This window comes from Paenibacillus sp. J31R30 (assembly GCF_059692115.1).
In genome coordinates this window covers 614845-640091 of record NZ_JCAUAV010000001.1, presented here as the reverse complement: position 1 = coordinate 640091, position 25247 = coordinate 614845, and the positions used below count along the sequence as shown (strand labels likewise).

The 25247-nt window shown below is 46.0% G+C and carries 15 protein-coding genes; 4 read left to right on the top strand and 11 right to left on the bottom strand.

The features are described 5' to 3' along the window. Window positions 1–89: 89 nt before the first annotated feature. Window positions 90–5792: a pectate lyase-like domain-containing protein gene (locus AC58QO_RS02105; RefSeq protein ID WP_497263616.1), complete on the bottom strand. Its 5703-nt coding sequence runs from the start codon at window positions 5790–5792 to the stop codon at window positions 90–92. A 394-nt stretch (window positions 5793–6186) separates the two neighbouring features. Between AC58QO_RS02105 and AC58QO_RS02100 the strand changes: the two genes are divergently transcribed. Further along, window positions 6187–7272 (top strand): YncE family protein, encoded by a 1086-nt coding sequence (locus tag AC58QO_RS02100; RefSeq protein ID WP_497263614.1) that lies wholly within the window; start codon window positions 6187–6189, stop codon window positions 7270–7272. 63 nt (window positions 7273–7335) lie between these two features. Continuing rightward, window positions 7336–7812, top strand: a complete 477-nt coding sequence (locus AC58QO_RS02095) for a CBO0543 family protein (protein ID WP_497263612.1) — start codon at window positions 7336–7338, stop codon at window positions 7810–7812. Between the two features lie 89 nt (window positions 7813–7901). Here AC58QO_RS02095 and AC58QO_RS02090 read toward each other — a convergent pair whose 3' ends face one another. The 3 genes from AC58QO_RS02090 to tdh all read right to left on the bottom strand — a co-directional run bounded on the left by AC58QO_RS02090 (window position 7902) and on the right by tdh (window position 11456). Further along, window positions 7902–9107, bottom strand: a complete 1206-nt coding sequence (locus AC58QO_RS02090) for a chromate transporter (protein ID WP_497263610.1) — start codon at window positions 9105–9107, stop codon at window positions 7902–7904. A gap of 83 nt (window positions 9108–9190) precedes the next feature. Further along, window positions 9191–10375, bottom strand: coding sequence for a glycine C-acetyltransferase (locus AC58QO_RS02085; protein WP_497263608.1), 1185 nt, complete (start codon window positions 10373–10375; stop codon window positions 9191–9193). Then, a complete protein-coding gene (gene tdh, locus AC58QO_RS02080) occupies window positions 10368–11456 on the bottom strand; it encodes an L-threonine 3-dehydrogenase (protein ID WP_497263606.1) in 1089 nt (362 codons plus the stop codon). Before tdh ends, AC58QO_RS02085 begins: the two co-directional genes overlap by 8 nt. A gap of 180 nt (window positions 11457–11636) precedes the next feature. On the opposite strand from tdh, the gene AC58QO_RS02075 reads away from it, so the two are divergent. Beyond that, the gene (locus AC58QO_RS02075; RefSeq protein WP_497263604.1) at window positions 11637–12197 is read left to right on the top strand and encodes a helix-turn-helix domain-containing protein; all 561 of its coding nucleotides are present in this window, start codon (window positions 11637–11639) and stop codon (window positions 12195–12197) included. 151 nt (window positions 12198–12348) lie between these two features. Next, entirely contained in the window at window positions 12349–12678 is a 330-nt protein-coding gene (locus tag AC58QO_RS02070; protein ID WP_497263602.1) for a hypothetical protein, read from the top strand. Window positions 12679–13030: 352 nt separating this feature from the next. On the opposite strand, the gene AC58QO_RS02065 is transcribed toward AC58QO_RS02070, so the two are convergent. The 7 genes from AC58QO_RS02065 to AC58QO_RS02035 form a co-directional block, all read right to left on the bottom strand. Next, a complete protein-coding gene (locus AC58QO_RS02065) occupies window positions 13031–15280 on the bottom strand; it encodes a glycosyl hydrolase family 95 catalytic domain-containing protein (RefSeq protein ID WP_497263601.1) in 2250 nt (749 codons plus the stop codon). A gap of 14 nt (window positions 15281–15294) precedes the next feature. Beyond that, a complete protein-coding gene (locus AC58QO_RS02060) occupies window positions 15295–16197 on the bottom strand; it encodes a carbohydrate ABC transporter permease (RefSeq protein WP_497263599.1) in 903 nt (300 codons plus the stop codon). Between the two features lie 18 nt (window positions 16198–16215). Further along, the gene (locus AC58QO_RS02055; RefSeq protein WP_497263597.1) at window positions 16216–17184 is read right to left on the bottom strand and encodes an ABC transporter permease; all 969 of its coding nucleotides are present in this window, start codon (window positions 17182–17184) and stop codon (window positions 16216–16218) included. Between the two features lie 76 nt (window positions 17185–17260). After that, window positions 17261–18880, bottom strand: a complete 1620-nt coding sequence (locus AC58QO_RS02050; protein WP_497263595.1) for a type 2 periplasmic-binding domain-containing protein — start codon at window positions 18878–18880, stop codon at window positions 17261–17263. Window positions 18881–19099: 219 nt separating this feature from the next. Next, window positions 19100–21403, bottom strand: a complete 2304-nt coding sequence (locus AC58QO_RS02045; protein WP_497264367.1) for a helix-turn-helix domain-containing protein — start codon at window positions 21401–21403, stop codon at window positions 19100–19102. 126 nt (window positions 21404–21529) lie between these two features. Continuing rightward, window positions 21530–22684 carry a glycoside hydrolase family 88 protein gene (locus AC58QO_RS02040; RefSeq protein ID WP_497263593.1) on the bottom strand — a complete coding sequence of 385 codons (1155 nt, stop codon included), beginning with the start codon at window positions 22682–22684 and terminating at the stop codon, window positions 21530–21532. A 22-nt stretch (window positions 22685–22706) separates the two neighbouring features. Next, entirely contained in the window at window positions 22707–25220 is a 2514-nt protein-coding gene (locus tag AC58QO_RS02035; RefSeq protein WP_497263591.1) for a glycoside hydrolase family 2 TIM barrel-domain containing protein, read from the bottom strand. Window positions 25221–25247 lie beyond the last annotated feature (27 nt).

Sequence of the window (25247 nt, the reverse complement as noted above, 5' to 3'; positions counted from 1 at the left end):
TCAGCACTTGTCGTTACTAAATGAATTGCCCCATGTAAACCCGATTACTACAGATTCAACTGTGTTGCGATATGAGAGCTAGAGGCCTCTTAAAGCGCCTTCGTAGCTGCTAATAGATTGAAAAGAACTTGTGCGGCTTCGGCACGCGTTGAAATGCCTTTCGGGTCGAATTGGTTTGCACCGCGACCTTGAATCAAATGCAGCGCTGCTGCCGATCTCACAAATCCTGCCGCCCATGAAGAGACTTGATCTTCATCTGCGAATGTTGGAGTAGTTGAGCTAGCGACTTTCCCATTCTTGAACTCGTACGCTCGAAGAAGTAAAGTAACCATCTCCTCACGGCTAATTTGCGCGTTCGCATCAAACATAGTTGTACTTCTACCTTGTACAATTCCTGCCTTCACTGCGATAGAAACGCTATCTGCGAACCAGTCGCTTACTTTCACATCAGCAAATGCCATTTCGCCTTTTTCCGTAAGCTTCAAAGCTCTCACTAGAAGCGTCGTGAACTCGGCACGTGTGACGCTGCGTCCAGGTTCAAAGGTTGTCGCACTTGTACCCTCAACGATCTGCTTCGCAGCAAGCTCCTTGATCACATTGGAAGCCCAATGGCTGGAAGGCACATCGGAGTAGGACTTGGATACTTCAAGCACAGCATATTTACTAAAGTGATTAATCTCCGCTGTGATGACATCTTTATCTAATTTGCCACCCACGTACGTCAGTGTTCCATCATTAGCAATATAATAAATTCCTGCTAATGCCGGATTCACGCTTGCTGGAACCTTCAACTCAATTGTAATCGGCTGACTGAACTTCGAAAGCTCAACTGTTTTACCGTCCGCTGTCTGAATGAACAAATGGAACTCGTAAACATCGCCAACTAATTTATTCTCTGTATTTGCACTATTGCTATTAATGAGGTTTTTCGCTTCCCCTTGCGTGACGATGTCAAGCTTCAGAGATATTGTACTGCCCTTTACTTGATCCGTAGTGAGCTTATCTGTTAATTGGTTAAGCACTTCGGACGGGAACGAAAGGGTTAATGCGTCTGACTTGATCTCCAGATTGTTCTGAGAAATTAACTCGGTAATATTCCCAGGAAGTCTGATCTCTGATTTGTCAGTTGGGATCGCAACAGTGGTTGTGCCATTTCCGCTGTTTGTTAGTTGATCTTGTTGGATGGTGATGACATGATCCGTTGATGACGGAGCGAGAGGAACAGGAACAGGTACAGGTACAGGTACAGGATCTGGATCTGGAGATACAGGAGCAGTAACAGTAACTGAAGCTGTCGCTGTGAAGCTGCCGTCTTCAGTCGTTACCATAATCTCCGCTGTACCAGCTGAGATCGCCGTAACTTTCCCATTTGTATCAACGCTTGCAACATTTGTATTGCTCGAGCTCCAAATTACGTTTTTATTCGTCGCATTTGCTGGAAGAACAGATGCTGTCAACGTATCCCAAGCACCTTGTGCCAAGCTAAGGCTTGATTGATTTAGGAGGATACCCGTTACGTCAACAACTGAAGCTTGTGGCATAGCGCTAACTTCATTAGAAGAATCGCTGGTTCCGCCTGGATTGACAGCTTTAACAACAAAATAATAGGTCGTGCCATTTGTTAGTCCAATAGCATCATAACTGTATACAGAACTGTTGACAGTTACAGGAGATAAACTATACGTTCCTGATATTGTACCGATGAATACTTGATATTCCGATGAGCCGTCAACCGGATCCCACGTCAGATTCACATGACTATCACCTGCTGCAACAGCCTGTAACACAGGAACTCCAGGAGCTGGCACTTGCGGTGTGGCACTTACCTCATTGGAAGCATCGCTGGTTCCGCCCGGATAAGTCGCTTTCACAACAAAATAATAAGTCGTTCCGTTCACCAAGCTTGTCGCGTCAAAGTTGTATACATCTCCGCTAACAGTTGCCACTGCAGTTCCGTAAGATGCGCCCGCTGTTCGTTGGTAAACTGAGTATGTGATCGATTCGTTCATTTGACTCCAACCAAGAGACACATGTCCATCTCTTGCAGACACAAGATTAATCGTCGGTGGTGTAAGTACTTGACCGGAAATGTTAATGACCCTGGACCCAATTGCACCGTACAAGTCATTGGCTGTCGCCACAACTTTTACTTGGCCGTTATTTACAGAAGTTAACAATCCACTTGCGCTGATTGTCGCTTTGTCGGTAGGTGTATCATCCATGTTCACTACGGACCACGTTACCGTTTGATTATCCGCATCCGCAGGTAACACCGCTGCTGACATTTGAAGAGTGCCGCTTTTCAAAGTGATCGCTGATGCTCCACTTGCAGCCGTTACACCAACTGATGCAACTTCGATAATTTGGCCAGTTATGTTGATCGTCGCGCTTCCGGTTACGCCGGAGCCATCATTGGCTGACGCCACGACTTTTACCTGGCCATTTTTCACGGCAGTTAACATTCCGCTCGTGTTAATTGTTGCCTTATCCGTTGGTGAATTGTCTGTGTTATAGACTGACCACGTGACTGTTTGGTTGTTCGTATTTGCTGGGGATACAGCTGCTGACATTTGTAGTAAGCCATCGTTCGCCGTAATCGCTGTTCCTCCGTTAGCTCCTGTTACATTTATGTTAGTCAAAGGATTCGAGAAAGGTACAATATTGCCATTTACTTTGAAGTTTGAAAACACAGCCGTTCTGGCAGCAATTCCTGTATTCAGTTTCCTTACAAAAATACCAACTTTGGGGTTTGTTAAAGTAGCAGTGTAGCTACTAACATTTTTTTGGAAAATAGTCCAATTAACTCCGTCTCCACTATATTCCCCTATATACGTATTGCCCGTTTTTGTAATTTTCAAGAATACATCACCAGATGCGAACGGATCTATGTCATTATTATCTGTTTGTCTAACTGCCGACCCGTTGGGTAGACCTTGCGAAAACCTAATCTGATTATAGCTATTAAGGGCAGGAGTTGTAGCACCCGTATTATACTGACGACCCAAAGAAATGAAATTGAGATCATCTTGATACACAACTAGACCTGCCCATTCATAGTTATTTGATGGAGCAAAATTTAACTTCGTTGAGATCGTAAAATCACTTGAACCAGGAACTCTGTAGAGAATCGGGATTGGTTTAGTTGAAAGAGCAGACCATTGCCCCTCTTTTGTCGTTAATCTCATTTCATTCACATTATTGGAGTTGGGCTCCCAGAGATTAATATCTTCTCTCACCCATGCCCACCCATTATTTAAAAAAGCTTTCGATTGACCGCTGATCACTACATTCATTTCTTGCTTAACACCGGTACCGTCATTCGCTGTTGCGATGATCTTAACCGTTCCATTCCTAAACGCTTCTAACAGACCACCTGCGCTAATTTTCGCAAGATCCGTTGTTGTTCCATTTGTATTCATCACGGACCAAGTAACAGTGGTATTATCTGCATTTGAAGGCGTCACTGCAGCTGACATTTGCAATGTACCGCTTTGAGCAGTTATCGTAGTAGCACCACTAGCTCCTGTAATACTAATCCCCGTTACAGGTACAGTTGGCGCAGCAGTTACAGTAATATGAGCTATCGCACGGATTGCACTACCGCTAACTGTTCCATTCACTGTAAAGCTTCCAGCCGATGCATATTTCGATGAATCTATGCTATCCCAAGTTACAGCTACCTGTTTTGTTGTAGAATCAGTAAAAACTTGTTTAACAACTGCAGGTAATACAGGAGCTTTCCCTGTTATTGTCGCCGCACTAACATCTGTAATACTAACAACAGTTCTAGGCTCGTAATCTCCAAGCGTTGCTCGCATCGTTGCAGGATTCACTGGAGATCCCATCGCATTAACGATGTGAGTAATCTCACCTCTTTTATTTAAGGAAACCGTGGTTGCATGATGTATTTTCACGCCCGGCTTATCTGGAACCTCAATACCGCTCTCCATAGACACGATTCCGCCGGTGAAATTGGAGTATATTCCCAAGCCATAGGCTTCATGTGAATTTACTGAATCGGCAACCTTATAAGAAGCGAAACCATTCACGGTGCCGTTGTTGCTCATCCACCTTTCTTGATTCGGAACATCATAGGGAATTTCGGTTTGATAAAAGTAAGTTCTTCCCCGTTCTCCATTCCATACCGTCTGGTACTCATGAAAATGTTCCACAAAAAGCCCGTACATGGTCACGTCATTCCCATTAACAATCATTCCGTTGATCGTCGTATTGGAATCCCATCCAGCGCCTGTACCATGATCGGCACGCCATACCCAGAAATGGTCTCCAATGACATTATTGCTGTTGATTTCGATACTGACATCAGCTTTGGCAAGCGCATCGCCGCCGACTCTGAAATAAAGATCGTGCAAGGAAGTCGGATTCGCTGAGTGATCGTTTGAACTACCTTTTGGACCAACCTCCATAAGGACAGGTGAATTCACGCTTCCTGCTTCAAATAGGAGACCGGCAATTTTCACACCGTCTACATCTGCAACAGAGAGGGCTACAATACCATTGTCTGAATGCAAGGTTGCAAGTCCAAGACCCAGCACAACCGTATTAGGTTTCGTAATTTTAACCGTATCTGTGAAATGGTACACGCCTGGCGTAAACAAAAGGTGCTTACCTTGATCAAGCGCAGCATTGATGGTAGCAACGGATGTTGAGGTGTCTGCGATCAAGAAATCTTCAATCGCAATAGAAGTACCCGCCGTTGTACCTGTTGACCAACTCGTTCCACTTTTATTAGTGACCGCATCTGGCACAAACACTTTATACTTTTTAGTCACGGAATCGAAGGTCAGAAATGGCTTTTCACGAATAACCGGTACTTTATCTACGACTGTGAAAGCTTTTGTAGGCCAATCTTCTGCAGGTGCATTCTCGGAACCAACAATGGTTGTATTCCATAATGATCCATTCCATGTGCCCCATTTACTGTTTCTCGTAAACCATTGCTGCTGAGATCCAGAATTCACAGTTCCATCAACTAACGAGTCTGCCAAAAATCCGCCGCTTGCCCATCCGCCTTGGTCGTGCAGTGACAAATTGCCTTTTACATGCAACCGTCGTATAGGCGCTGCTTGCGAAACTGCAAATTTCATATCTCCATTAGTAGGTGCTACAGCCAAGTTTTCGACGGAGCGCCAAAAGTTTTGAGTAGCATTATGATTCGTCATCCAATTGGCATCAACCGTTACGCCGCCATTTATGGTGACATCGTCGGGAACTTGCCCTAAACCGGAAACTTGTGTGTAGAAACCTACTTTAATACTAGCTTTGTAGGCGCCTGGCTTGAAAAGCATGGCATATCTTTGCGTACCGAATTGATTGGTTTCTTGCTGTGCGAATAATTCAGCACTTTTCGTTTCAACGTCGACAGCTGTTTGTGTCGGATCTGCGAGTGGATCAAATACAAACACATTTGGTCCGAAATCCGGCTCTGTCAGAGCTGATGTTTCCACAGAAAGAGCGGATTCTACGCCAGTGCTTACAGATGAGATCTTGTAGTAATATCTCGTGTTCGCCGTCAAGCCCGCGTCCGTATAGCTCGTTGCAACAATGTCCAAGGTATTCATCTTGACGAATGTACCATTGCTGCTTGGCGAACGGTACACATTATAGCTATTAGCACCCTGAACAGTTGTCCACGTTAAACTAACTGAATTAGTTGTTGTCGTAACCACGGGTTGATCCGGTCCAGCCGCAAGAGTTACGCCAGAACCAAAAGTAAATAAACTAAATAAAATCGTAATTGCTAACATTACTGATATATTTCTTTTTAACATGTCCCCACCTCCATAAAATCTAAGTTGTCGCCTGTCTCTGATGGCACATTATTAAGCGCTTTCATGAAACTGACTAGCCCCCTTTCTTTTAACCTTGTCTAACGGCAGCTTGTCCGTTTGGTGATTCTTCTCTCATTTTAACTACTAAAAGAAAGCGGGATAAGAAAACAAATTGACCAATATGAATAATTTTTTAACCTTATATTAAATATTCAGTTAATTAACATATGTATAATTAAAAAAGAGCCCCACGACGAATCGCTAGGCTCTTCAACACTACTTATTTCGAACAAGCTCCCAATGCTTCTCTTGGCCTTCGTGCCTAAATTGTTCCCTACCGGCATGAACATGAATATGATTTAAGAACCACATGTCTATGGGAAGGGGATCCCTCATGCTTATCCGTAAATCAGTCCGTGTTTCGAAGCTTCGCATCAAACCAACCTTACCTCGCTTGATTACATCAATTCCCGTGAGCAATCCGGCTTTATATTTTGCCATTAACCCCATTACGAACAGGGTCTACTTTATTCAAGGTGACGATGCTATAGGTGTTCTGGACACAAAAACAAACAAAGTCTTAACCACAATTAAAATAGGCAAAATGCCTTACTACATGGCCGTCAACACGCGGACGAATCGCATCTATGCAGCCAACTTCTTTGATGGAACCGTTTCCGTCATAAACGGCCTCACGAATCGAGTCATCTCCACGATCAAAGTAGGTGAACGCGTCGATCATATCGCAGTCAATTCGCGTACAAATCTTATTTATGTGACAACGATCTCATTAGATTCAAAAAACGCTGATCTCGTAGTTTTGAACGGAACTACCAATAAAGTACAAAGCAGAATTCCTTTCACCGGACGTCCTTCTCAAATTGTAATCAATGAATGGACGAATCGCATCTACGTAACGAATACGACCACTGATACGTTATCTATTATTAAAGGGGATACGCATGGAATTTTTAAAACCGTAAAGGTCGGAAAAAACCCCGTCATCACTCCAGTCCTAGATAGGCATACAAATCGACTATATGTTGCGAATAATCTAAGTCGTTATTGCTCGGTTGTTGACCTGCGAACGACGAAGGTTCGCAAAATTCAACTCGGCAGACGGCAAAGGGACATCACAATTAACCCGTCCACCAATCGAGTTTATGTCTCAAGTGCACAAATTTCCGTCAAAGGCCGACTTTTTGTCATCAATAGCAGCACGAACAAAGTCGGTGGCACTTTAACCGTACCTGCCTTTACGAATGTGCTTGTGAATCCGAATACGAACCACTTGTTCATCTCCGAATCGCCAGAGACCGGAACAGCACCGCTAATCGTTTACGATGGCAGCAGCCTAAAGCCACTGACTAAGCTGAAAGTTGGCAAAGGATCTGGTGCTATGCTGCTAAACCCGCGCACGAATCGCATTTATGTAGGCGGCGACAATACGATTACCGTTATTCAGGACACATCTCGATAAGTGCAGTGGGTATATATGCCAAGAGGTACGGGTCATACTTGATAGTAACTACGATCAAGAGGAGTGGGACGTATCCTTATTAATATCATTGTAGGCTTTATTATTCCGTGGATATTTGGGATTGCTTGGTTTAAGAAGGCGCCAACCATTGCCATACTTATTTTCCCGGTTTCTGCCATCATCTCTTCCCTAATTAACGCCATTGGCTATCATGTGGATTTCTGGGATTTCACACCGTTAATTGAAGATGATGAAACGATCTCTGCGCTCCCATTTGACATTGGACTCTATCCGTTGGCAGCCTGCTTAGAGATCTATTGGATTGATTTTAAGAAAAAGAAACCCTTGATCGTTTTACTTTTGGTATGTATCGTATTAACTTCTTTAGAGTATATTGCCTACTTGGTCGGAAAAGTTGAATACGGTCACGGTTGGAATCTTGGCTGGACCTTCGTCTCATATTTCATCGCTGTCTCTGCGGTGTATGGATTCTATGTACTCGCGAGAAAACATGGGGTTAACTTTACTAGCACCAAGTAAGATTGGCGTCTCGCACAGTTCATTCACAGAAAAACAAAGATCCACCCCTGCGTTACACGCCAAGGTGGATCTTTGTGATTCATACAAACTTAAACGTACCCCGTTACCATGCCTCCGACTATGCCAGCAAGAACAACGATCCATGGTGGTAATTTCCAAACGTGCAGCATCGTAAATAAAATGGAAACCAGGACAAAATCAGTTGGCCCCATAATCGCGGTTGTCCATAAAGGATTGTATAGCGCCGCCAAAAGCAACCCAACTACTGCTGCATTAATGCCGACTAAAGCACTTTGTAAACGAGCATTATTGCGAAGGATCGACCAGAATGGCAGCGCACCTACAATAAGGAAGAAAGCTGGTAAAAAAATCGCAATTGTCGCAATGATGGCGCCGCCAATTCCATGAATCATTGCACCTAGGTAGGAAGCAAAAGTGAACAGTGGGCCAGGAACTGCCTGCGTAGCGCCATACCCCGCGAGGAAATTTTCCTTACTGATCATCCCCGTGGGCACAACAGCTTGTTCTAATAGCGGTAACACGACATGTCCGCCGCCAAATACGAGGGCACCCGATCGATAAAAGCTATCGAAAAGCGCTAAGCCAGTTGTTCCCACTGCTGCGCTAATGAGCGGCAATGCGATTAATAAGACAATAAATAGGGAGAGGCAGCTAACAGCCACTTTTCGGCTGATCGGAATGGAAACATGAGCAACTTCCGAGACTTTCGTTTGCTTGTACATCCACATGCCGATAAGGGCTGACGCCAGTATTAATAATACTTGGCTGAACGCGGTCTGCCATACGAGTGTAACGGATGCGACGAGAACTGCTAATGTCGCACGTTTTTTGTCTGGCGTAAGCTTCTGCCCCATGCCTAAAATGGCTTGCGCCACGATAGCAACGGCAACGATTTTCAACCCATGAATCCAACCTGCATGGCTTAGGTCCAATCCTTTTAGGAGAAAGGCGAACATAACTAGCGCTATTACGGATGGCAGTGTAAAGCCTAGCCAAGCGACTAGGCCTCCAAGCATGCCAGCGCGAATTACACCTATACCAATCCCAACTTGACTGCTGGCTGGGCCGGGTAGAAACTGACAAAGGGCAACTAACTCCGAGTAGCTTTTCTCGTCAATCCACTGACGTTTTCGTACATATTCATTATAAAAATACCCTAAATGTGCGATCGGTCCGCCAAAAGAAGTCAGCCCTAGTTTGGACGACACGAGCAGCACTTCGGTAAGTGCACGAAGCTTGCTAATAGGTGGTGAATCAGATTGTCGTGTATCCATAAGTAGCCTCAATTCAAATAGGATCATTGTAGCTTAGGATTTCGACAATATGATATCACTAACGTAGGTATATTTATAGTTAATTATTGATGAATGGATAGATTGAGCTGTTTCCCTGCCTTTTGCAGCGCATTTAGCGCGAAATCCAGATCTTCCCGTGTATGCTGAGCTGTCACAATAAATCGCACGCGACCTTTGTCCATAGCCACCGTCGGATAGACGATCCCTTGCGCGTAGACACCTTCCTGCAGAAGCAAGTCAGAGAACTGCATTGTCTTTGCTGGATTCCCCACGATAACAGGAATGATTGGTGTCTCGCTGGCGCCTGTGTCGAAGCCAAGTGCTTGCACCTTTGAACGGAAATAAGCCGCGTTCTCCCAAAGCTTTGCGATGAGGTCGCCGCTTTGCTGAAGCACCTGAATGGCCGAGAGACAAGTAGCCGCTACCGCTGGTGTTTGAGAGGTACTGAACAAGAAAGGACGCGCTTTGTGAATTAAGTAATCTTTGACAACTTGCTCACAAGCCACGTATCCCCCAACAGCCCCTACTGCCTTCGACAGGGTACCGATCTGGATGTGTACACGTCCGTGCAGACCAAAATGATCCGTCGAACCCTTCCCGTTCTTACCTAGTACCCCGCTCGCATGGGCATCGTCTACATAGACAAAGGCATCATACTTCTCACACAGCTCCACAATGGTCGGCAGCGGTGCGATGTCGCCATCCATGCTAAACACGCCGTCCGTCACAACGATACGTTTCTGAAATCCAGCACTCTCTTTTAATGCTGCTTCCAATTGATCCATATCTTTGTGGGCAAATACTTTCCGCTGCGCTTTCGTTAACCGAATACCGTCAATAATACTGGCGTGATTCAACTCGTCACTGATAACGACATCTTCAGGTCCAAGCAGCGAGGCTAGAACGCCTTGATTCGCTGTAAAGCCGGATTGAAACACGAGTGCCGCTTCCGTTCCCTTGAATTTGGCAAGCTCTTGTTCCAGTTGATCATGGATATCAAGCGTTCCCGTGATCGTACGCACAGATCCGCTGCCAACACCATATTTTTCAACCGCACGTATAGCCGCTTCCTTCATGTCAGGATGATCGGTAAGTCCTAAATAATTGTTAGAAGACATTTGCAGCACCGAGCGCCCTTTCAACGTCATCCATGCACCAGAGCCGCTTTCCCATACCGTAAGCGGACGGTAGCGCCCCTCCTTTTGCAATTGCTCCAGTTCGTTCTGCAAGGTGTTCCAACTAGCCATGAATCGCACACTCCTTAATTGAAGGTAATTTAACTTCCGTATCATGTAAAAACACGATTTTGCCGCATTGCCCCGATATCATCAGTTCAAAAGCTTTCTCATAGTCATTCAATGAAAACGTGTGTGTGATCAGCGGTCTCAAATCAATTCGATTCTGATCTAGTAAACCTTTTAACTGATACCAAGTCTGGTACATACGCCGACCGGTAATACCTTCAATGCGTAAGCCTTTGAAAATAATATGGCGCGATAAATCAAGGGGCACTTCTTGCGTAGGAATGCCGAGTAAGGATACTCTTGCTGCAGAAGCTGCAGCCTCAAAGCCTCCACGAATCGCATCCGGGAATCCTGACATTTCTAAGACGACTTCAGCACCTTCTCCTCCGGTATAAGCGCGAATCGCATCTACCATGGATTCCACTCGGCTATTGATGATATAGTCTGCGCCCATTTGCTTCGCAAGTGATAGGCGATACGGATTGATGTCAACAGCTATCACGACGCCAGCGCCGCTCGCTTTGGCAACAGCAACCGCCATCAACCCAATAGGCCCAGTACCGATGACGACGACCGACTTCCCAACGATTTCTCCCGATAATACGGTCTGTACTGCATTCCCCAGCGGATCTTGCAAACAAGCGAGCTCAAATGGCATATCCGGTCTATTGTGAATGACATTCGATGCCTTAACCACCGCATATTCCGTAAAACAGCCTGGCGCTGTAATCCCGAAGCTAACCGTATTCGGGCAGACGTGAGCGTTGCCGGTTCGGCATGCCTTACATACACCGCATACGATGTGGCCTTCTGCTGACACATGATCTCCGACTTTCACATTGGTCACTTGGCTGCCAATCTCTTCAACCACGCCAGCGAATTCATGACCGAATACATTCGGTGTTACGACTGCGCTTTCCGCCCAATCATCCCATTTATAGATGTGGACATCCGTCCCGCATATCGAGGTTGCTTTTATCTTAACCAACACCTCGTCAGGTCCACAGTGTGGAATAGGTACTTCCCGTAAAACCGCACCAGGTCCACGTACCTCTTTAACAAGTCCGATCATCGTCTCTCTCATGTTGAATACCCCCTTTTAATAAAAGAAGAAAGTTTACTATATTAACTTTTTGTGCGTTATCTTGTATATACAATATATTATACATACGGACAGGATATTGTACATATGTGTTTGAAAATATTTCGCAGCTATGCTAAATTTGGTTTATACTTGAGGTACTTGTAGGAAGAGGAGAAATCAATGGATCAGGAGCAAATTCATAAAAAGATCGGGAAAAACCTTCAAAATATACGCAAAGCAAGGTCGCTCAGTCTGGATCAGGTTGCAGATTTAACAGGTGTCAGCAAGGCGATGCTTGGTCAGATCGAGCGTGGGGATTCCAATCCAACCATTTCTATTTTATGGAAAATCGTAAATGGACTTCACATCTCGTTTACTTCGCTCATCGAGGATAATGTCCCGAAGGTGACTCACATCCATCTAGATGAGATTGAACCGTTTTTAGAGGAGGATGGCCAATATCGGGCATTCCCCATCGTACCTTTTGAGCAGAAAAAGCAATTTGAGATCTATACGGTTGAAATTGAAGTCGGCTGCACCCATGCCTCGGAAGCCCATTACGAAGGCGTCGAAGAATATATTTTGATGATCAGCGGTGCGCTTCGACTTCGTATTCAGGATGAAACCTATGAGTTAAAGGCCGGGGATGCCATTCACTTTTCCGCCGATCAGCCCCATGTTTATGAGAACATCGCAGATGAGAAAACGATGTATAACACCATCATTTGTTATCCGTTATAAAGGCAGGTGCAAAAGAAAGAGCTTCTACAAGCAGATTATTCTGCATGGTAGAAGTTCTTTGACGTATGTAAAAAAATGGAGATATGAAAACAGTTCTGCTATACTTATTTTCACAAGTGAAATCAATTCGATATGTAAAAGGTGGTTTATGATGTCTCATTCTAGTATGTTCACCATGGCGATGTATCGCCCTCATCCTGGTAAAGAAAGTGAGCTAGCCGAAATTATCAAGGGTCACGTCCCGATTCTTCGAGAAGAAGGACTCATTTCGGAGTTCCCAGCTGTAACATTGATTTCTGTAGATGGTACACTAATCGAAATATTCGAGTGGTTGTCCGTAGAAGCCAAAGACAAGGCACATACATCACCAAAGGTTTGGCCGATCTGGGAAGAAATAATGAAAGTTGCCGAGTTAGTAAGTCTCTCATCGCTGCCTGAGGCGGAACATCCCTTTCCAAATTTCAAAAGGGTCGAGCTATAACGTTAATAAGCCCACTGTAAGAGGGCGAAAGTGGTCAAAGATGCAAATGTACACTCGTTTTCGGGGAAAACGGCTACGCATAGACGAATTAGTGCAAAAGTGCAACCTTTTGGACCTATTAGGTACCAAAAGGTTGAGTGCCGGCTGAAATAGTTGCGCTTTCGCACGCATTTCAAAAAGAGAGATTTATTCGATCGAAAAGGTTGCACTTTCGCACGTTTCACCGCTGTGACTTGGAGGAATGCCTTCCTCCAAGTCCATTAGCAGCTATGTTCGCCAAAAGAGGGTGTCTCAAAGCCACATGGCTTTGAGACACCCTCTTTTGTTATTGTTGCAATATCTTGCCCCTTATTCAGGTGCTAGCGGAATCACGCTGTACAGGAAAACCATACAACCGCCAAGGCTTGAGACCACCGAACGGGCGAATAGGTCTATCTGGCGTGTGCACCGCATGGATACGAAAGTCTGGCATTTCATCACTTTGGTAAAGGATGGCTTCTTCACCCTTAGCCAAATCGATGTGAAGAATTCCCTCGTTTTCATCAAGAACATTACTGTTTGTGACTTCATTTCCTGTGGTACTCCATCTCACAACGCCTCTCCAGCCTGGCTTGATCCGACATGGCTCCCCTTCTAGACTCTTCACCCGAATCCAGGAGGTTCGGCCTTCCCGCCTTACTGCGCTGACCAAAAACGCGCCCTCTGCCCGCAAGTCATGAAAAGCGGCTTCTCGCCATTCCTCTGGGACCGCAGGGAATACCCGCAGCGTCCCTCCCCAGCTTTGGAGCAGCATATCGTGAATGGCTTCCGCACCTGCGAGCGGCGTCTCGATGACGGGACCTGCCTCTTTATACATCGTGTTCGGCTTCAAAATGTGCATCAACGCTTTCAAATAACGAAGCGCTTCACTTCCCCTGCCCAATGTGGCGGCAATAGAGGCTGCACCCGTCAGGCTGAAGCCACGTAGATCGCCTTCCTTTTGAATCCAATGCAGCAGCGACTTCTCGATAAGCTCGCGATCCTCTTGGCGATCACAGCCAATCAGATGCAGCGGGAATATCGCAAGCAAATGGCTGAAATGCCGATGCCCGTATGCCAGCGGCGTATCCTTCCCGACCATGAAGCCAGTTTCGTCGACAGGCAGCGGCGTTAATCTATCCAGGATATGCAGCCAGCTTTCTCGGAGAGGATCCGCATACTGTAAACGATCACAAATATGCAGCAGCGTTTCACAGCCCCAACGCAGAAGTGCCAAATCGTAATGGCAATCCCACACCTTTGTTTTCATAAATGAACCATACTCCGGAGAGATCGTAGGCGGCAGATGAAGATAGCCATCCTCGCCCTCTTCTAGAAGATGAATATAGTAATTAATACTTCTACGCAAAACCGGATACAGCGTATCCTTCAACAATCGTTCATCCATGCTATAGCGGTAATGCCGCCATAAACTATGACAGATCCACGTCAAATTCCCGACTTCATCGTCCACTTGGCTATCGAGATCGAAGCTGCAGCTACGTCCAAGTCCAGCGGAATCATGCTGGTATGGCGCAGGCACATTACGAATTAATTGCTCTTGATTGCCTGCAATCGCGCGTACAAGCGACTCGCCAACAGGTAGTCTTCCAGACGTATATACCGGCGAATAGCTCATCTGCACATTCATATTAAACCAAACGCCCGCCCAAGGTGTCGGCGCAAGCCATGGCCCTTGATTATCGATTAACGGCTTATCTGCCCTTGTTGCCGATGCCAGTTTGTACATTTGAATCCAGTAGAAGCTCTCCAATTGTCCATCCGGGATGGAGATGAAGCTTAGCTGATAGTAGCGATGCCACCATGCACGATGAGCCGCAACCCATTCCTCATAAGGTGTAGAGTAAGCCTTTACAACCGCGTTAACAGCCTCATCCTGTGCCTGCTCGTCACAGCCCTTGGCCACAGACAAGTAGCAAACTCTCTGCGTTTCAGAAAACCGCACTTCTTTGAAAGCAGTCACACAGCCTTCTTGCGTCGAATAGCTTTGAACCGAGATAGTAACCCCATTCCGGATCATCTTCTTCAACTGTACGTCAGGAATAAACTGATTCAAGTTGATGCCATCCGCATTCACCAATACGGGATCGACTTCCGCATGCGGATACCACCGTAATCCTGCCCCTGTCTCCCCTTTGGAAGCTTCAATCTCCACACACATAACGGGTTCTTCGCTATGAACCAAAGCACGAAGCTTGACTTCACCTTTGGTAGTTGTCAGCATCCCGCTAACTTCCGCGTTCCATAAATCCAAACGCAGCTGGGTCGGATGATAAATCATCCCCTCCAGCTCCAAGTCCAGTTCACCGATCGGTACACGTGGCGGGAAGCCTGGTCGATCCGTCCGAGTTGCTGTAACGTCAGTTCGTCCCGTCACTAATCGCAGTACATGCCGTTTCTTCGCATGCTCTTCGCCGTATATCATCGCACCGATGAGCCCATTTCCGATGAACGCACCTTCATCCCAGCTAACTGGCTTCACAACCCATTCCATATCGTTCGGTGCCAGAAACTTTTGCCAATCCACGTCCAAACAGATTTCGCCCATCTTGCTGTCTTTCATACCTGCGTCTCCTCCTATCCCTTAATAGCTCCGATCAGCGCGCCTTTGACGAAATACTTCTGCAGGAACGGATACACGAGAAGAATCGGTACGGTAGCTACAATGATTGTCGCATATTTCAAAGTCGCAGACAGCATGGCTACATCGCCAGCTGAAGCTCCTCCCGTCATCGAGCTAGCTTCTCCTTGCAGCAAAATTTCTCGTAAAATCAGCTGAAGCGGGTACAAGGTACGGTCCTGTAGGAAGATCATCGCATGGAACCATGAGTTCCAATGGCTTACGCCGTAATACAGCAGCATAACAGCAATGACTGGCATGGATAACGGTAAAATAATACGAAACAGAATGACAAAATCGTTCGCTCCGTCAATCTTTGCCGATTCTTCCAAGGCATCGGGGATGGCTTCAAAGGCCGTTTTCATCAGGATTAAATTGAACGTATTAATCGCATGCGGAATAATAATCGCCCATAGCGAATTATTCAGCCCGACTCCTTTTACCGTCAAATAAAATGGAATTAAGCCCCCGCTGAAAAACATCGTGAACACGATGAACAGCATGATTTGCTTGCGATACTGCAAGCTTTTGCGAGAAAGGGCATAGGCACCTAGAGCTGTTAATAGAATGTTGAACACAAGTCCTACGATGACTACAAAAAAAGTATTTCCATAGCCTTTAATAATCATTGGATTTGCAAATACGCTCTTATACGCTTCCAGCGAGAAGCCCAGTGGTTTCCAAAGAACTCCACTATACGCCATGAGTTGACTGGCATCACTGATCGAAGCTAGAGCTACATATATAATTGGATATATGGTCACGATCATAAGTACGGTCAAAAACAGCGCATTACTCCAATCAAAACTTCTTTCACCTAATGAAGGCCTGTTCATTTTCGCTTTCATTTTGATCTCCATGTCCATCCTCCTCCCTGCCTACCACAGACTCGTATTGTTTAATTTCCGACTAATCCAATTGGAACAAACAAGCAGTGTGAAATTGATCGCAGAATTGAATAAACCAACTGCTGAGCTGAAGCTGTAATTAAACTCTTGTAACCCTACCCTGTATACATAAGAGGATATGACATCCGCTGTTTCATACGTGCCTGGATTGTACAGTAGAATAATCTTTTCAAAGCCTACATTCATCATTTTCCCCATTTCAAGGATGAGCAAGATGATAATGGTCGGCATAATCCCTGGAATCGTCACATGAATGGCCTGCTTCCATCGTCCTGCGCCATCAATGCGTGCCGCTTCATACTGCTCTTGATCAATGCCCGTTAAGGCTGCCAAGTAAATAATTGTGCCCCAACCGATATGCTGCCAGACGCCGGAAGATACATAGATCGGACGAAACATGTCCGCTTCAAGCAAAAACGTCGTACGTTCTCCCCCCATCCACGCGATCAAATCATTGATGACACCTTCGCTGGACGTAAAATCTTTCAGAATCCCACAAATGACAACGAGTGAAATAAAGTGAGGCATATAGGTCAGTGTTTGAACGCTGCGTTTAAACAAAGCATTCTTCACTTCATTGAGCAGTAACGCTAAAATGATCGGAGCCGGGAATCCAAAAATAAGCTCATTTAAGCTGATTAGCAGCGTGTTTTTTATTGTCCGCCAAAAATAAGGACCGGAAAAAAACATTTGAAAATTGTCAAAGCCTACCCAATCGCTCCCCAAAATACCAAGCCTTGGCGAGAAGTCTTTAAATGCGATAATAGCCCCGTACATCGGTGCATAATGAAACACGACATAATACAGCAATACAGGCAGCAGCATCACATACAAGTATTTATTCTTACGTATATCAAGGATCAGACCGAGCTTGGTGCCCGCTTTCTTCCGCTTGTTGGCTAAGAAAACAGGTGTCGAGTCATGTTTGATAGCTTCCATTTCATAGTCCACCCTTCAACAGTCTTCTTAAAGATGAACGTGCCAGCGGGTGGCCGACACGTTCTCTGTCAAATGCTTAGCGCTTATTGTAACGATCGAAAGCATCCTGATAAATTTTGAGCACTTTGTCGCTTCCCATATCTTGAATGCGCTTCACATACTCGTCGAATTTATCAATCGGCTCCTTGCCCATGACAAACTTAATGAACATTTCTTCTTTATAGGAGCTAATCGCGGTGTTGAGTTTAGCTATTTCCTTGCTTTCCTCTACGGTTGGCGTAATGAAAGTCGGCATAACGTGCTTCACCGCATCGGTTTCTGCCCAAATTTGCATCGCATCGTTTTGCTCTTTATAGGTGTTGAAGTTCTTTCTTGAATCCCCTAAGAACGGCCCGTTCGGCTTCGTATATTGCGAGACCATTTGTTGCAAATTCAGCTTTGGATCTTTCGTTATTTTGTCGGACCAAGTTGGCACACCACTCACGAGGTTGAAGCTTTCGCCTTCAATCCCGAAGTTAAACAACGTAGCCCCCTTCTCACCGTAGGCATAATCCAGCCACTTCACTGCAAGTTCCGGATCCTTAGCAGCCGTCGTTACGGCTTTACTTGCTAACGGATTATATTTGAAATCACGCTGACCAATGAAGGCACGCTCGCCTTTCTTCAAGGTTGGATAAGGTGCTGCGATGAGATGGTAGTTCGGCTCTTTCTTCTTCGCCGTATCCATCCAGCGGCCGATGACGCTAAGCAGTCCGACAGTTGAACCGGATGCATTGCTAAGCATCTTGTTATCGAGCGATTTCGAGTCCGTATTCAGGGCAAAATCTTTATCAATCAGACCTTCTGCATACCATTTGCGGAAAAGGGTCAATACTTCTTTGAACTGCGGGTCAATCGGACCGTATTTCACTTTCCCTTGATCATCAACGTAATAGCGATTCGCTGTTTTGTAAGCACCAATGAAGGCATCCTGGATATTGAGCTCGCTGCCTGTACTGTATTGCGCAGTGAACGGAGCCGTAGCACCTTTCTTTTCCTTAAACGCTTTCAACACGGTATACCATTCATCAATGGTTGTTGGCACAGGTAAACTCAGTTCATCCAACCAGTCTTTCCGAAGAATAGGACCACGGAATACGAGCCCGTTATCTGGACGAATCATCGGGAATACGTAATATTTGCCGCTATCGGTCTTCAGCATTTTATCCAACTCTTTATCCTGCTGTAAAAGTTTCTTCAAATTCGGTGCGAACTTATCGATTAGATCGTTCAAAGGAATGATCATCTTATCCGCGATCGCCTTCTCAGGTCCGCCTGGATATTCTTTGTTCCAATCATATTCGATCACATCTGTTAAATTGTTGGAGGCGATCAAGAGATTGAATTGCTCCTTCTTCTGACCATCTGCAGGATGCGTATATTTAACCTTTACACCTGTTTCCTTCTCTAGCTGTTTACCAAAAGCTGAATCACCTAAGTTAGGAACAATGGATGTGATATTGGGATTAATTTCTTCCCACGAAGTAATCGTGCCTGTCGTAGCAATTGGATACTTCGCTGCCGCAGTCACTGGAACTGTTGACGATGTTGCTTTAGGCGTACTGCTTGCTTCCTCTTTCGAACATGCGGTTAGTAAACTTGTTGTTGCCAAAATAATGGAGAGTGCCGTGCCGATTGTCTTCATCTGCTTCTTCATAGATATCCCCCTCGTGAATGCATATTCCTGCTTGCTCATGCATCTCGCACTGTCTTGTGCGGTGCACCGATAACGTTATTATGCGAAGTAAAGCGCTGTTTGGGTATCATCAAAAACAGAAAACCATCTTCAAAATCTGTATTTTCACATCATTAAAATTGAAACTAACGTGCAAAAAGAGAAAAAGCCACCCATAAGGTGGCATCTTCCCCCGCTAGGCTACACAAAGTCTTTGTATTTCCCCGGTGTAATTCCTTCATATTTCTTGAAAATACGATTGAACGTATTGATATCCTCGTACCCCACACGTCTTGCAATGTCCACGATCGAGGAAGATTCTACCGCTAGAAGCCTTTTCGCCTCGTCGATCCGCGTTCTGTTGATGTGTTCAAGCAGCGCTTCGCCTGTCTGAGCTTTAAATTGCTTGGATAAGTACGAAGGGGTTAAATCGAAAACATCCCCGATCATCGTAATATTTAAATCAGCGGAACTGAAATTCTCTTTCACATAGGCAATGATCTGTTGACTGAGCTGGTTATGATCCTGCTTGCGATCCTGCTGAATGGATTGGCATACTTGCTTCAGCACATCGCCGATTTGCACTCTCATATCTTTAATCGTTGTACACGCTGTTAATCGGTCAATCGGGTTGACCTGATTCATGAATTCCCGCTTGTTGCTTGCACCGATTTCATCGATGGTTTTGAGCATGGTGGAAATAAGATCGAACATCAAACACTTCGCTAGAGGAACAGAAAGGGAGGCACCCGATACATTGATTTCAATGATCTCATCAATCATCGCTTTGGACTGATCATAATCACCTGTTTTCACAAAATTGATCAGCTGCTGTTCCACATGCAAGGGATAATAGTAGCTCGATTCACGTTCCGATTCAGCATCAGGCAAGTCAATATATCGAATAATCTCGCCGCTTCCCATCACCATACGGTACTCAAGGGCGGAAAGCGCTTCCTGATAAGCCACTGGGATACCTGCCAACTCTTGATGAACGCGGCTAATCGCGATAGTCAAATGCACATGGAAATGATCCAACATGAAGGCTTTCACCTGTTCCGCGATCACTTCTAACTCATCAGGGTCAGGGTTCATTTTAAAATTGATAATACACGCTTGTAAATTGTCCAATTCCGTTGAGAATGCTTGGTGTTTAATACCAACAACTTCCTCCGCGACATTCATAATAATAAACTGCATATGCTTGATCTTCTCGGCGTAAGCAAACTCTGAAGACTCCAATTTGCCATAATGATCAACATGGAACAGCAAAACAGCAAAATGAGAAGTCGCCAGATCCATATTATGAACGGCCAGAGATTCATGAACAGGCACATTCCGCTCAAGCGAGCCTTTTAATAAGCCTTGAAGGAAATGGGAACGAATCGTGTCGCGATGCTGCTCCAGACGTTGACCGATCTTCTCTTTCTCCGTAAAAGTGTCATTCAGCGCAGCTTGCAGATAGCCATACTCGTTCGAGCCTTCCTTGAAGGAGATGCTGGATCGCGTGGATAAACTTCGAATCAGCTTGCTGATTGGATCGTAATTTCGTTTGAGCATCAGGAACGTTACAATCCCTCCAATAAGGAGACTGAGCGCGATACTGATCGAGATCAAGTTCTTTACGTACTTCATTTTTTCATCAAAAAGCTCCGCAGGCATCATCGAAATATATTTCCAGCCGGCTCTATTCGAGGTTGTATAAGACACCGCATACTGCTTGTCTATCATGTGATCATAAAAGAAGCCATTCTCGCTTGTTAGTTTGTCGACAGACAGGAAATCAGGATTTTTTTCTAATCCCGTTGAAGCAATCAAACGGTTCTGCCGATCGAGTACAGCGATAGAAGAATGATTAGGTGACATGATATTCTCAAGCAGCTTCGTATCTTTAATTGTAAATAGAATAATTGCACCTGGCTGCTCTGGGGTGTCGAGAATGATCGATTTGGCATACATCACGGCTTTAACCGCTTTTCCATCCTCGCGAATCGTTACTGGCGCGTACTCTTGTATGTATCTTTTATCAAAAATAGCCTGCCATTCCTCGTAGCTCATGTTTTCGCGCGTCCGAACTCTCTCATATAATTGACGGCTGTTGATATGATCGCGGGTTGAGACCACGGTATCACTATTTTTGTAATATACGTAAATTTGGTCGATATAATCGTTGGCTACTTTATATTTGCGCAGATCATCGACGATTTCAACGACGTCATAATACTGCTCATCCTTCAATGGTTTCGATACGGAAATGAAGCCGGCAAGACGTTTGCTGAGCGCCATCTCGACACTTAAGCGTTCGATACCAGCCAAGTTGCTGTCGATCGCTTGCTCAATCTGTTTGAGCAGCGATTCGTTGGCTCGATTGACTTCCGATTCAATGACATGCCAAGTTGCGGTATAAATAATGCCGCTGATCAATATAGGAACGAGCAGTACAGAAATGTAGGAAATGAGCCAATTCACCATGACACTCCGTGTACTAAATCGTAATGTTTTCATTGTCACAGCTAGTCCCCCGTGTTCGAATTGAATAGATTTCAATTAATTATACACGAAAAGCAAAAAGAAACACCGCTTTCCCTTATTGAAAGAAAAGTGGTGTCGCTTCGTTAAACGATCAATTGCTTAGAATATCCGCTGCTTCCAGCCTAGCAGCTTAGCAAGTGCTTCAACATAATAGTAATCGCCATAAATGAGCGATACGTTCACATTCTGGCCAGCCGGTTTATTGCCAGTACCCTCTAGAAGAATGGCTTGGTGCTCTGGTTTATCCCATGTGGCATACTTCTGCGTGAGCGATAATAGCATACGCTCTGCCGCATTGAGGTACATCGTGCCTTCTGTAGGAGGCAGGAATTCCGCGAGCTCAATTAACCCTGAAGCTGCGCATGAGGCAGCGGAAGTGTCCCTTGGCTCATTCTCCAGCGACGCGTCTGCACGGAAATCCCAGTGTGCCACATCATCCTCTGGCAAACAGGCGAGGAAGTAATTCGCCACGCGCTGAGCTGCTTTCAAGTACTGTGTGTCTCCCGTGAATCGGTAGACATTCGCCAAACCATGCAGTGCCCATGCTGCGCCTCGGCTCCAAGCCGATTGCGGGCCTGCGCCTTGACCGCCTAGCGATTCAATAAGCTCGCCTGTCTTCGGATCGAAGCTCAAGATATGGTTCACGGAGCCGTCTTCCCGGATGAACTTCTGAACAACGGTATCTGCTTGTGCTCTTCCGATATGATCAAATCGCGGATCGCCAGTCATCTCCGCTGCCCAGAATAAAATGGACAGATTCATCGTCGAATCAACGATTGACCACCCTAGCTTATCTTGGTTCCACGCGCGAAGGAAGTTACCTGCGATATTGAATCGACCTGCCAGGAAATTCGCCGCTTGAAGGCCGCGACGCAATCCATCCTTATCCCCTGTCAGCTTATGTTTAATTACCGCAGTTGGTAAATATTGGAACCCGACGTCATGATGGAAATTATTATCCCGGATGCTGGCCTGTTCAAACTTGCCGTCCCACTCCCAAGCTGCTTCCTTGTAGTGCTCTTTGCCTGTCATCTCATGCATGATCCATAGAATTCCTGGCCAGAAGCCTGACGTCCACCAGTCGATCCGCATATCATCATAGATGCCGTCTTCCTTGGCAACATGGGGGGATTTCTCGCCGATTTGCTCGATCATTCGATCTACCTTCACTTGCAGCTCTTTCCACACGTCAGGCAAAATGTCCCCGAGCTTCTGTGCGTTTTGCCATTTTGCTGCTTCCAAAAGTTCACTCATCTTGTAAGCCTCCCAATAAGATTTATTTGGTTACTTCTAGAATTGCTGTTACTGTTGACATACCTTCGCAGGCAGCGCTAACGACCGAAGTGTACTTCCGCTCAGCTGTGCGAGCACCGTTGGTTACGGAAGCCAAGGAGGAAGCTGGTCCGCCTGCACTCACGAAATCAGTTACTGTTATGCCAGCAGGCAGCCCACCGAACGGATCTACGAAAATTCCAGCGCGCCCACCCGCCAGTTGAACTTGCCGCGAGCCGCGAATCGTTCCTAGATTCTCGATCAGCTTCCCATCACCGGCTAATCCAAAGCGAACAAAATGAGCTGCATCTGGGCAGAATACACCTTTCGCATCATAAGCAAGAACTTCGACGTAAACTCGTCCATCCTCTAAAGATTCCGTTGTTAATTGGATCTCTGTCGGCTCGCCCCACACGTCCGATTGATACGTGAATTGCAGCTCGTCGCTCACAATCTGGCCGTCGCAGATGGTTTCTGCACGAAGATGATACTCCCCCGCGTTAAGTTCCGTTTCCCAACGCAGACCGGCGCAAGGGAAATCCTGTGAATCGCGCTGCTTTACGCCCAAGCTCTCTCCATTTAGGAACAGCTCAACCTGTGCAGCGTTCGAGTACACTTTAATCAGCTTACGTTCACCCTCAGCGCCCCAGCGAATCGGCATCGTATGCCCATAGATGCGGACCATCGGCTTGTCAGACCAGTACGATTGGAACACATAGAAGGCTTCTTTCGGCGTGAGATCACGTTCGACGATTCCCTTCATATTCAAATACGGAATCGGTGAATCCGGTCGAACCGGCGTTGCAAAATCCTTGAAAGACCATTGCGCTGCCCCCGTTAGCCAATCCATCTTCTCCTGCGATTTCAAGTACCAATCGATCATTTCACAGAAGTACGTTTCAGACCAATCGCCATCACGCGATACACGCGGCTCGCCGCCTGTTAATAAATAATCCCCGTCACGTTCGTCCGTGACACCATCGGCATTTTTCATAAAGGCAAAGCCCGTGTACGGCTTCTCTACATGCCGAGTTGGCAAATTATCCGCGCCCCACTCCATATGGAAGAATGAGTCCACATTTTCAAAAGCTGTCTGACAGCTTGACACATAATCGGTATAGACACCCCGGTACCAGCCTGCCCAAATCGAAGGCGAATACACATCAATAATGTCCTTGCAAAATTCACATCGGCGAATCGCTGTTAATCGACTTGGATCCAGCTCATGCGATAGCTCATGCAATTTCTTCATGAAGGTGCGAATTTCCTGCTGATCGAAATGATCAAAATCGCACTCCCAATCGTTCTCGTTGCCTAGTCCCCATAAAATGACGGAAGGATGATTATAATGCTGATTGATCATCGCCGTAAGCATATCGATGCATTGCTCGCGGTATGCCGGACCGCCGAGTCCACCGCGGCACCAAGGGATTTCCTCCCAGACGAGAATGCCCAGCTCATCGCAGAGATCCAACACAATTCGAGACTGCTGATAATGGCCGAGGCGGATAAAATTAGCCCCCATCGCCTTGATGAGCTGCATCTCTTCTCGAAGCATGTCCTCGGTCATCGCTGCCCCGACTGCCGCATGATCCTCATGGCGATGCGTGCCGCGGAGCAAAAGGCGCTCGCCGTTCAGCTTGAACGGGCCTTGTTTCACAAATTCAAACGTTCGAAAGCCGAACCGTTCTTGGCTTGTCGTTTCACCGTCAGCACAGACGAGTGAAACGGAGCAGTTGAATAAATAAGGGTCAGAAACCGACCATAAATGTGGATTCTGCACCTCAAAGGCAGCAATCTCCTGCTCGTCCTGCCATGCTGGCAGTGAAATCTCCTTTTGCCCGACAATCGTTCCATCTTGCTGCTGTAGTACAACCGTGAGTTTGATATTCTCTGCAAGCTGATCAGGATTGTACAACTTCGCACACACTTTTACTTTCCCGCTTCTAGCTGTTTGCGCAGAAACTTCTTCCACTTGTGTTTCCACATGCACCTGCGCCAAGGAAATCTGCGGCACATAGACGAGATTTAAATAGCGATACACACCGCCATACAAATTGAAATCACTCGCATCGGAAGGAATAGTCTCTAGCTCTCGACTGTTATCGCACCCAATCGCGATGGGCACACGCCCCGCATACCGCTCGATCTCTTTTGCCCGCTCAATCGATTCCGTGATGTCTACCGTAAACTCATCATACCCACCTAGATGGGAATCCACTTTCTCTGTATACACATACACGTCCGTACGCTGTCCCGCGCCTTCAAAATGCAGCAGCGTTCTGCCCTTCGGATAAGGGTTATTAATTTCCAGCTTGTTTCGATACCAGCCTTGTCCTTGATAATATTTGTTATCAGGATCCATCACATCATACCCATTGTACGTGTGTGGAAGCGTAACCAATTGCCAAGGCACATTGTAATGATTTTGAAGCTTATCGGAACGCCATACCTCCCATACACCGCCTAAGGATCCGCGATAGTGCTCCCATTGCTCATTTAAACGTTCTTTCAACATGTAACGTGTCTCCTCCTAGTTGCGCTT

Coding starts and splice junctions, on each gene's coding strand:
- AC58QO_RS02105 (WP_497263616.1), bottom strand. CDS start 5,792: ATGTTAAAAAGAAATATATCAGTAATGTTAGCAATTACGATTTTATTT.
- AC58QO_RS02100 (WP_497263614.1), top strand. CDS start 6,187: ATGCTTATCCGTAAATCAGTCCGTGTTTCGAAGCTTCGCATCAAACCA.
- AC58QO_RS02090 (WP_497263610.1), bottom strand. CDS start 9,107: ATGGATACACGACAATCTGATTCACCACCTATTAGCAAGCTTCGTGCA.
- AC58QO_RS02085 (WP_497263608.1), bottom strand. CDS start 10,375: ATGGCTAGTTGGAACACCTTGCAGAACGAACTGGAGCAATTGCAAAAG.
- tdh (WP_497263606.1), bottom strand. CDS start 11,456: ATGAGAGAGACGATGATCGGACTTGTTAAAGAGGTACGTGGACCTGGT.
- AC58QO_RS02075 (WP_497263604.1), top strand. CDS start 11,637: ATGGATCAGGAGCAAATTCATAAAAAGATCGGGAAAAACCTTCAAAAT.
- AC58QO_RS02070 (WP_497263602.1), top strand. CDS start 12,349: ATGTCTCATTCTAGTATGTTCACCATGGCGATGTATCGCCCTCATCCT.
- AC58QO_RS02065 (WP_497263601.1), bottom strand. CDS start 15,280: ATGAAAGACAGCAAGATGGGCGAAATCTGTTTGGACGTGGATTGGCAA.
- AC58QO_RS02060 (WP_497263599.1), bottom strand. CDS start 16,197: ATGGAGATCAAAATGAAAGCGAAAATGAACAGGCCTTCATTAGGTGAA.
- AC58QO_RS02055 (WP_497263597.1), bottom strand. CDS start 17,184: ATGGAAGCTATCAAACATGACTCGACACCTGTTTTCTTAGCCAACAAG.
- AC58QO_RS02050 (WP_497263595.1), bottom strand. CDS start 18,880: ATGAAGAAGCAGATGAAGACAATCGGCACGGCACTCTCCATTATTTTG.
- AC58QO_RS02045 (WP_497264367.1), bottom strand. CDS start 21,403: ATGAAAACATTACGATTTAGTACACGGAGTGTCATGGTGAATTGGCTC.
- AC58QO_RS02040 (WP_497263593.1), bottom strand. CDS start 22,684: ATGAGTGAACTTTTGGAAGCAGCAAAATGGCAAAACGCACAGAAGCTC.
- AC58QO_RS02035 (WP_497263591.1), bottom strand. CDS start 25,220: ATGTTGAAAGAACGTTTAAATGAGCAATGGGAGCACTATCGCGGATCC.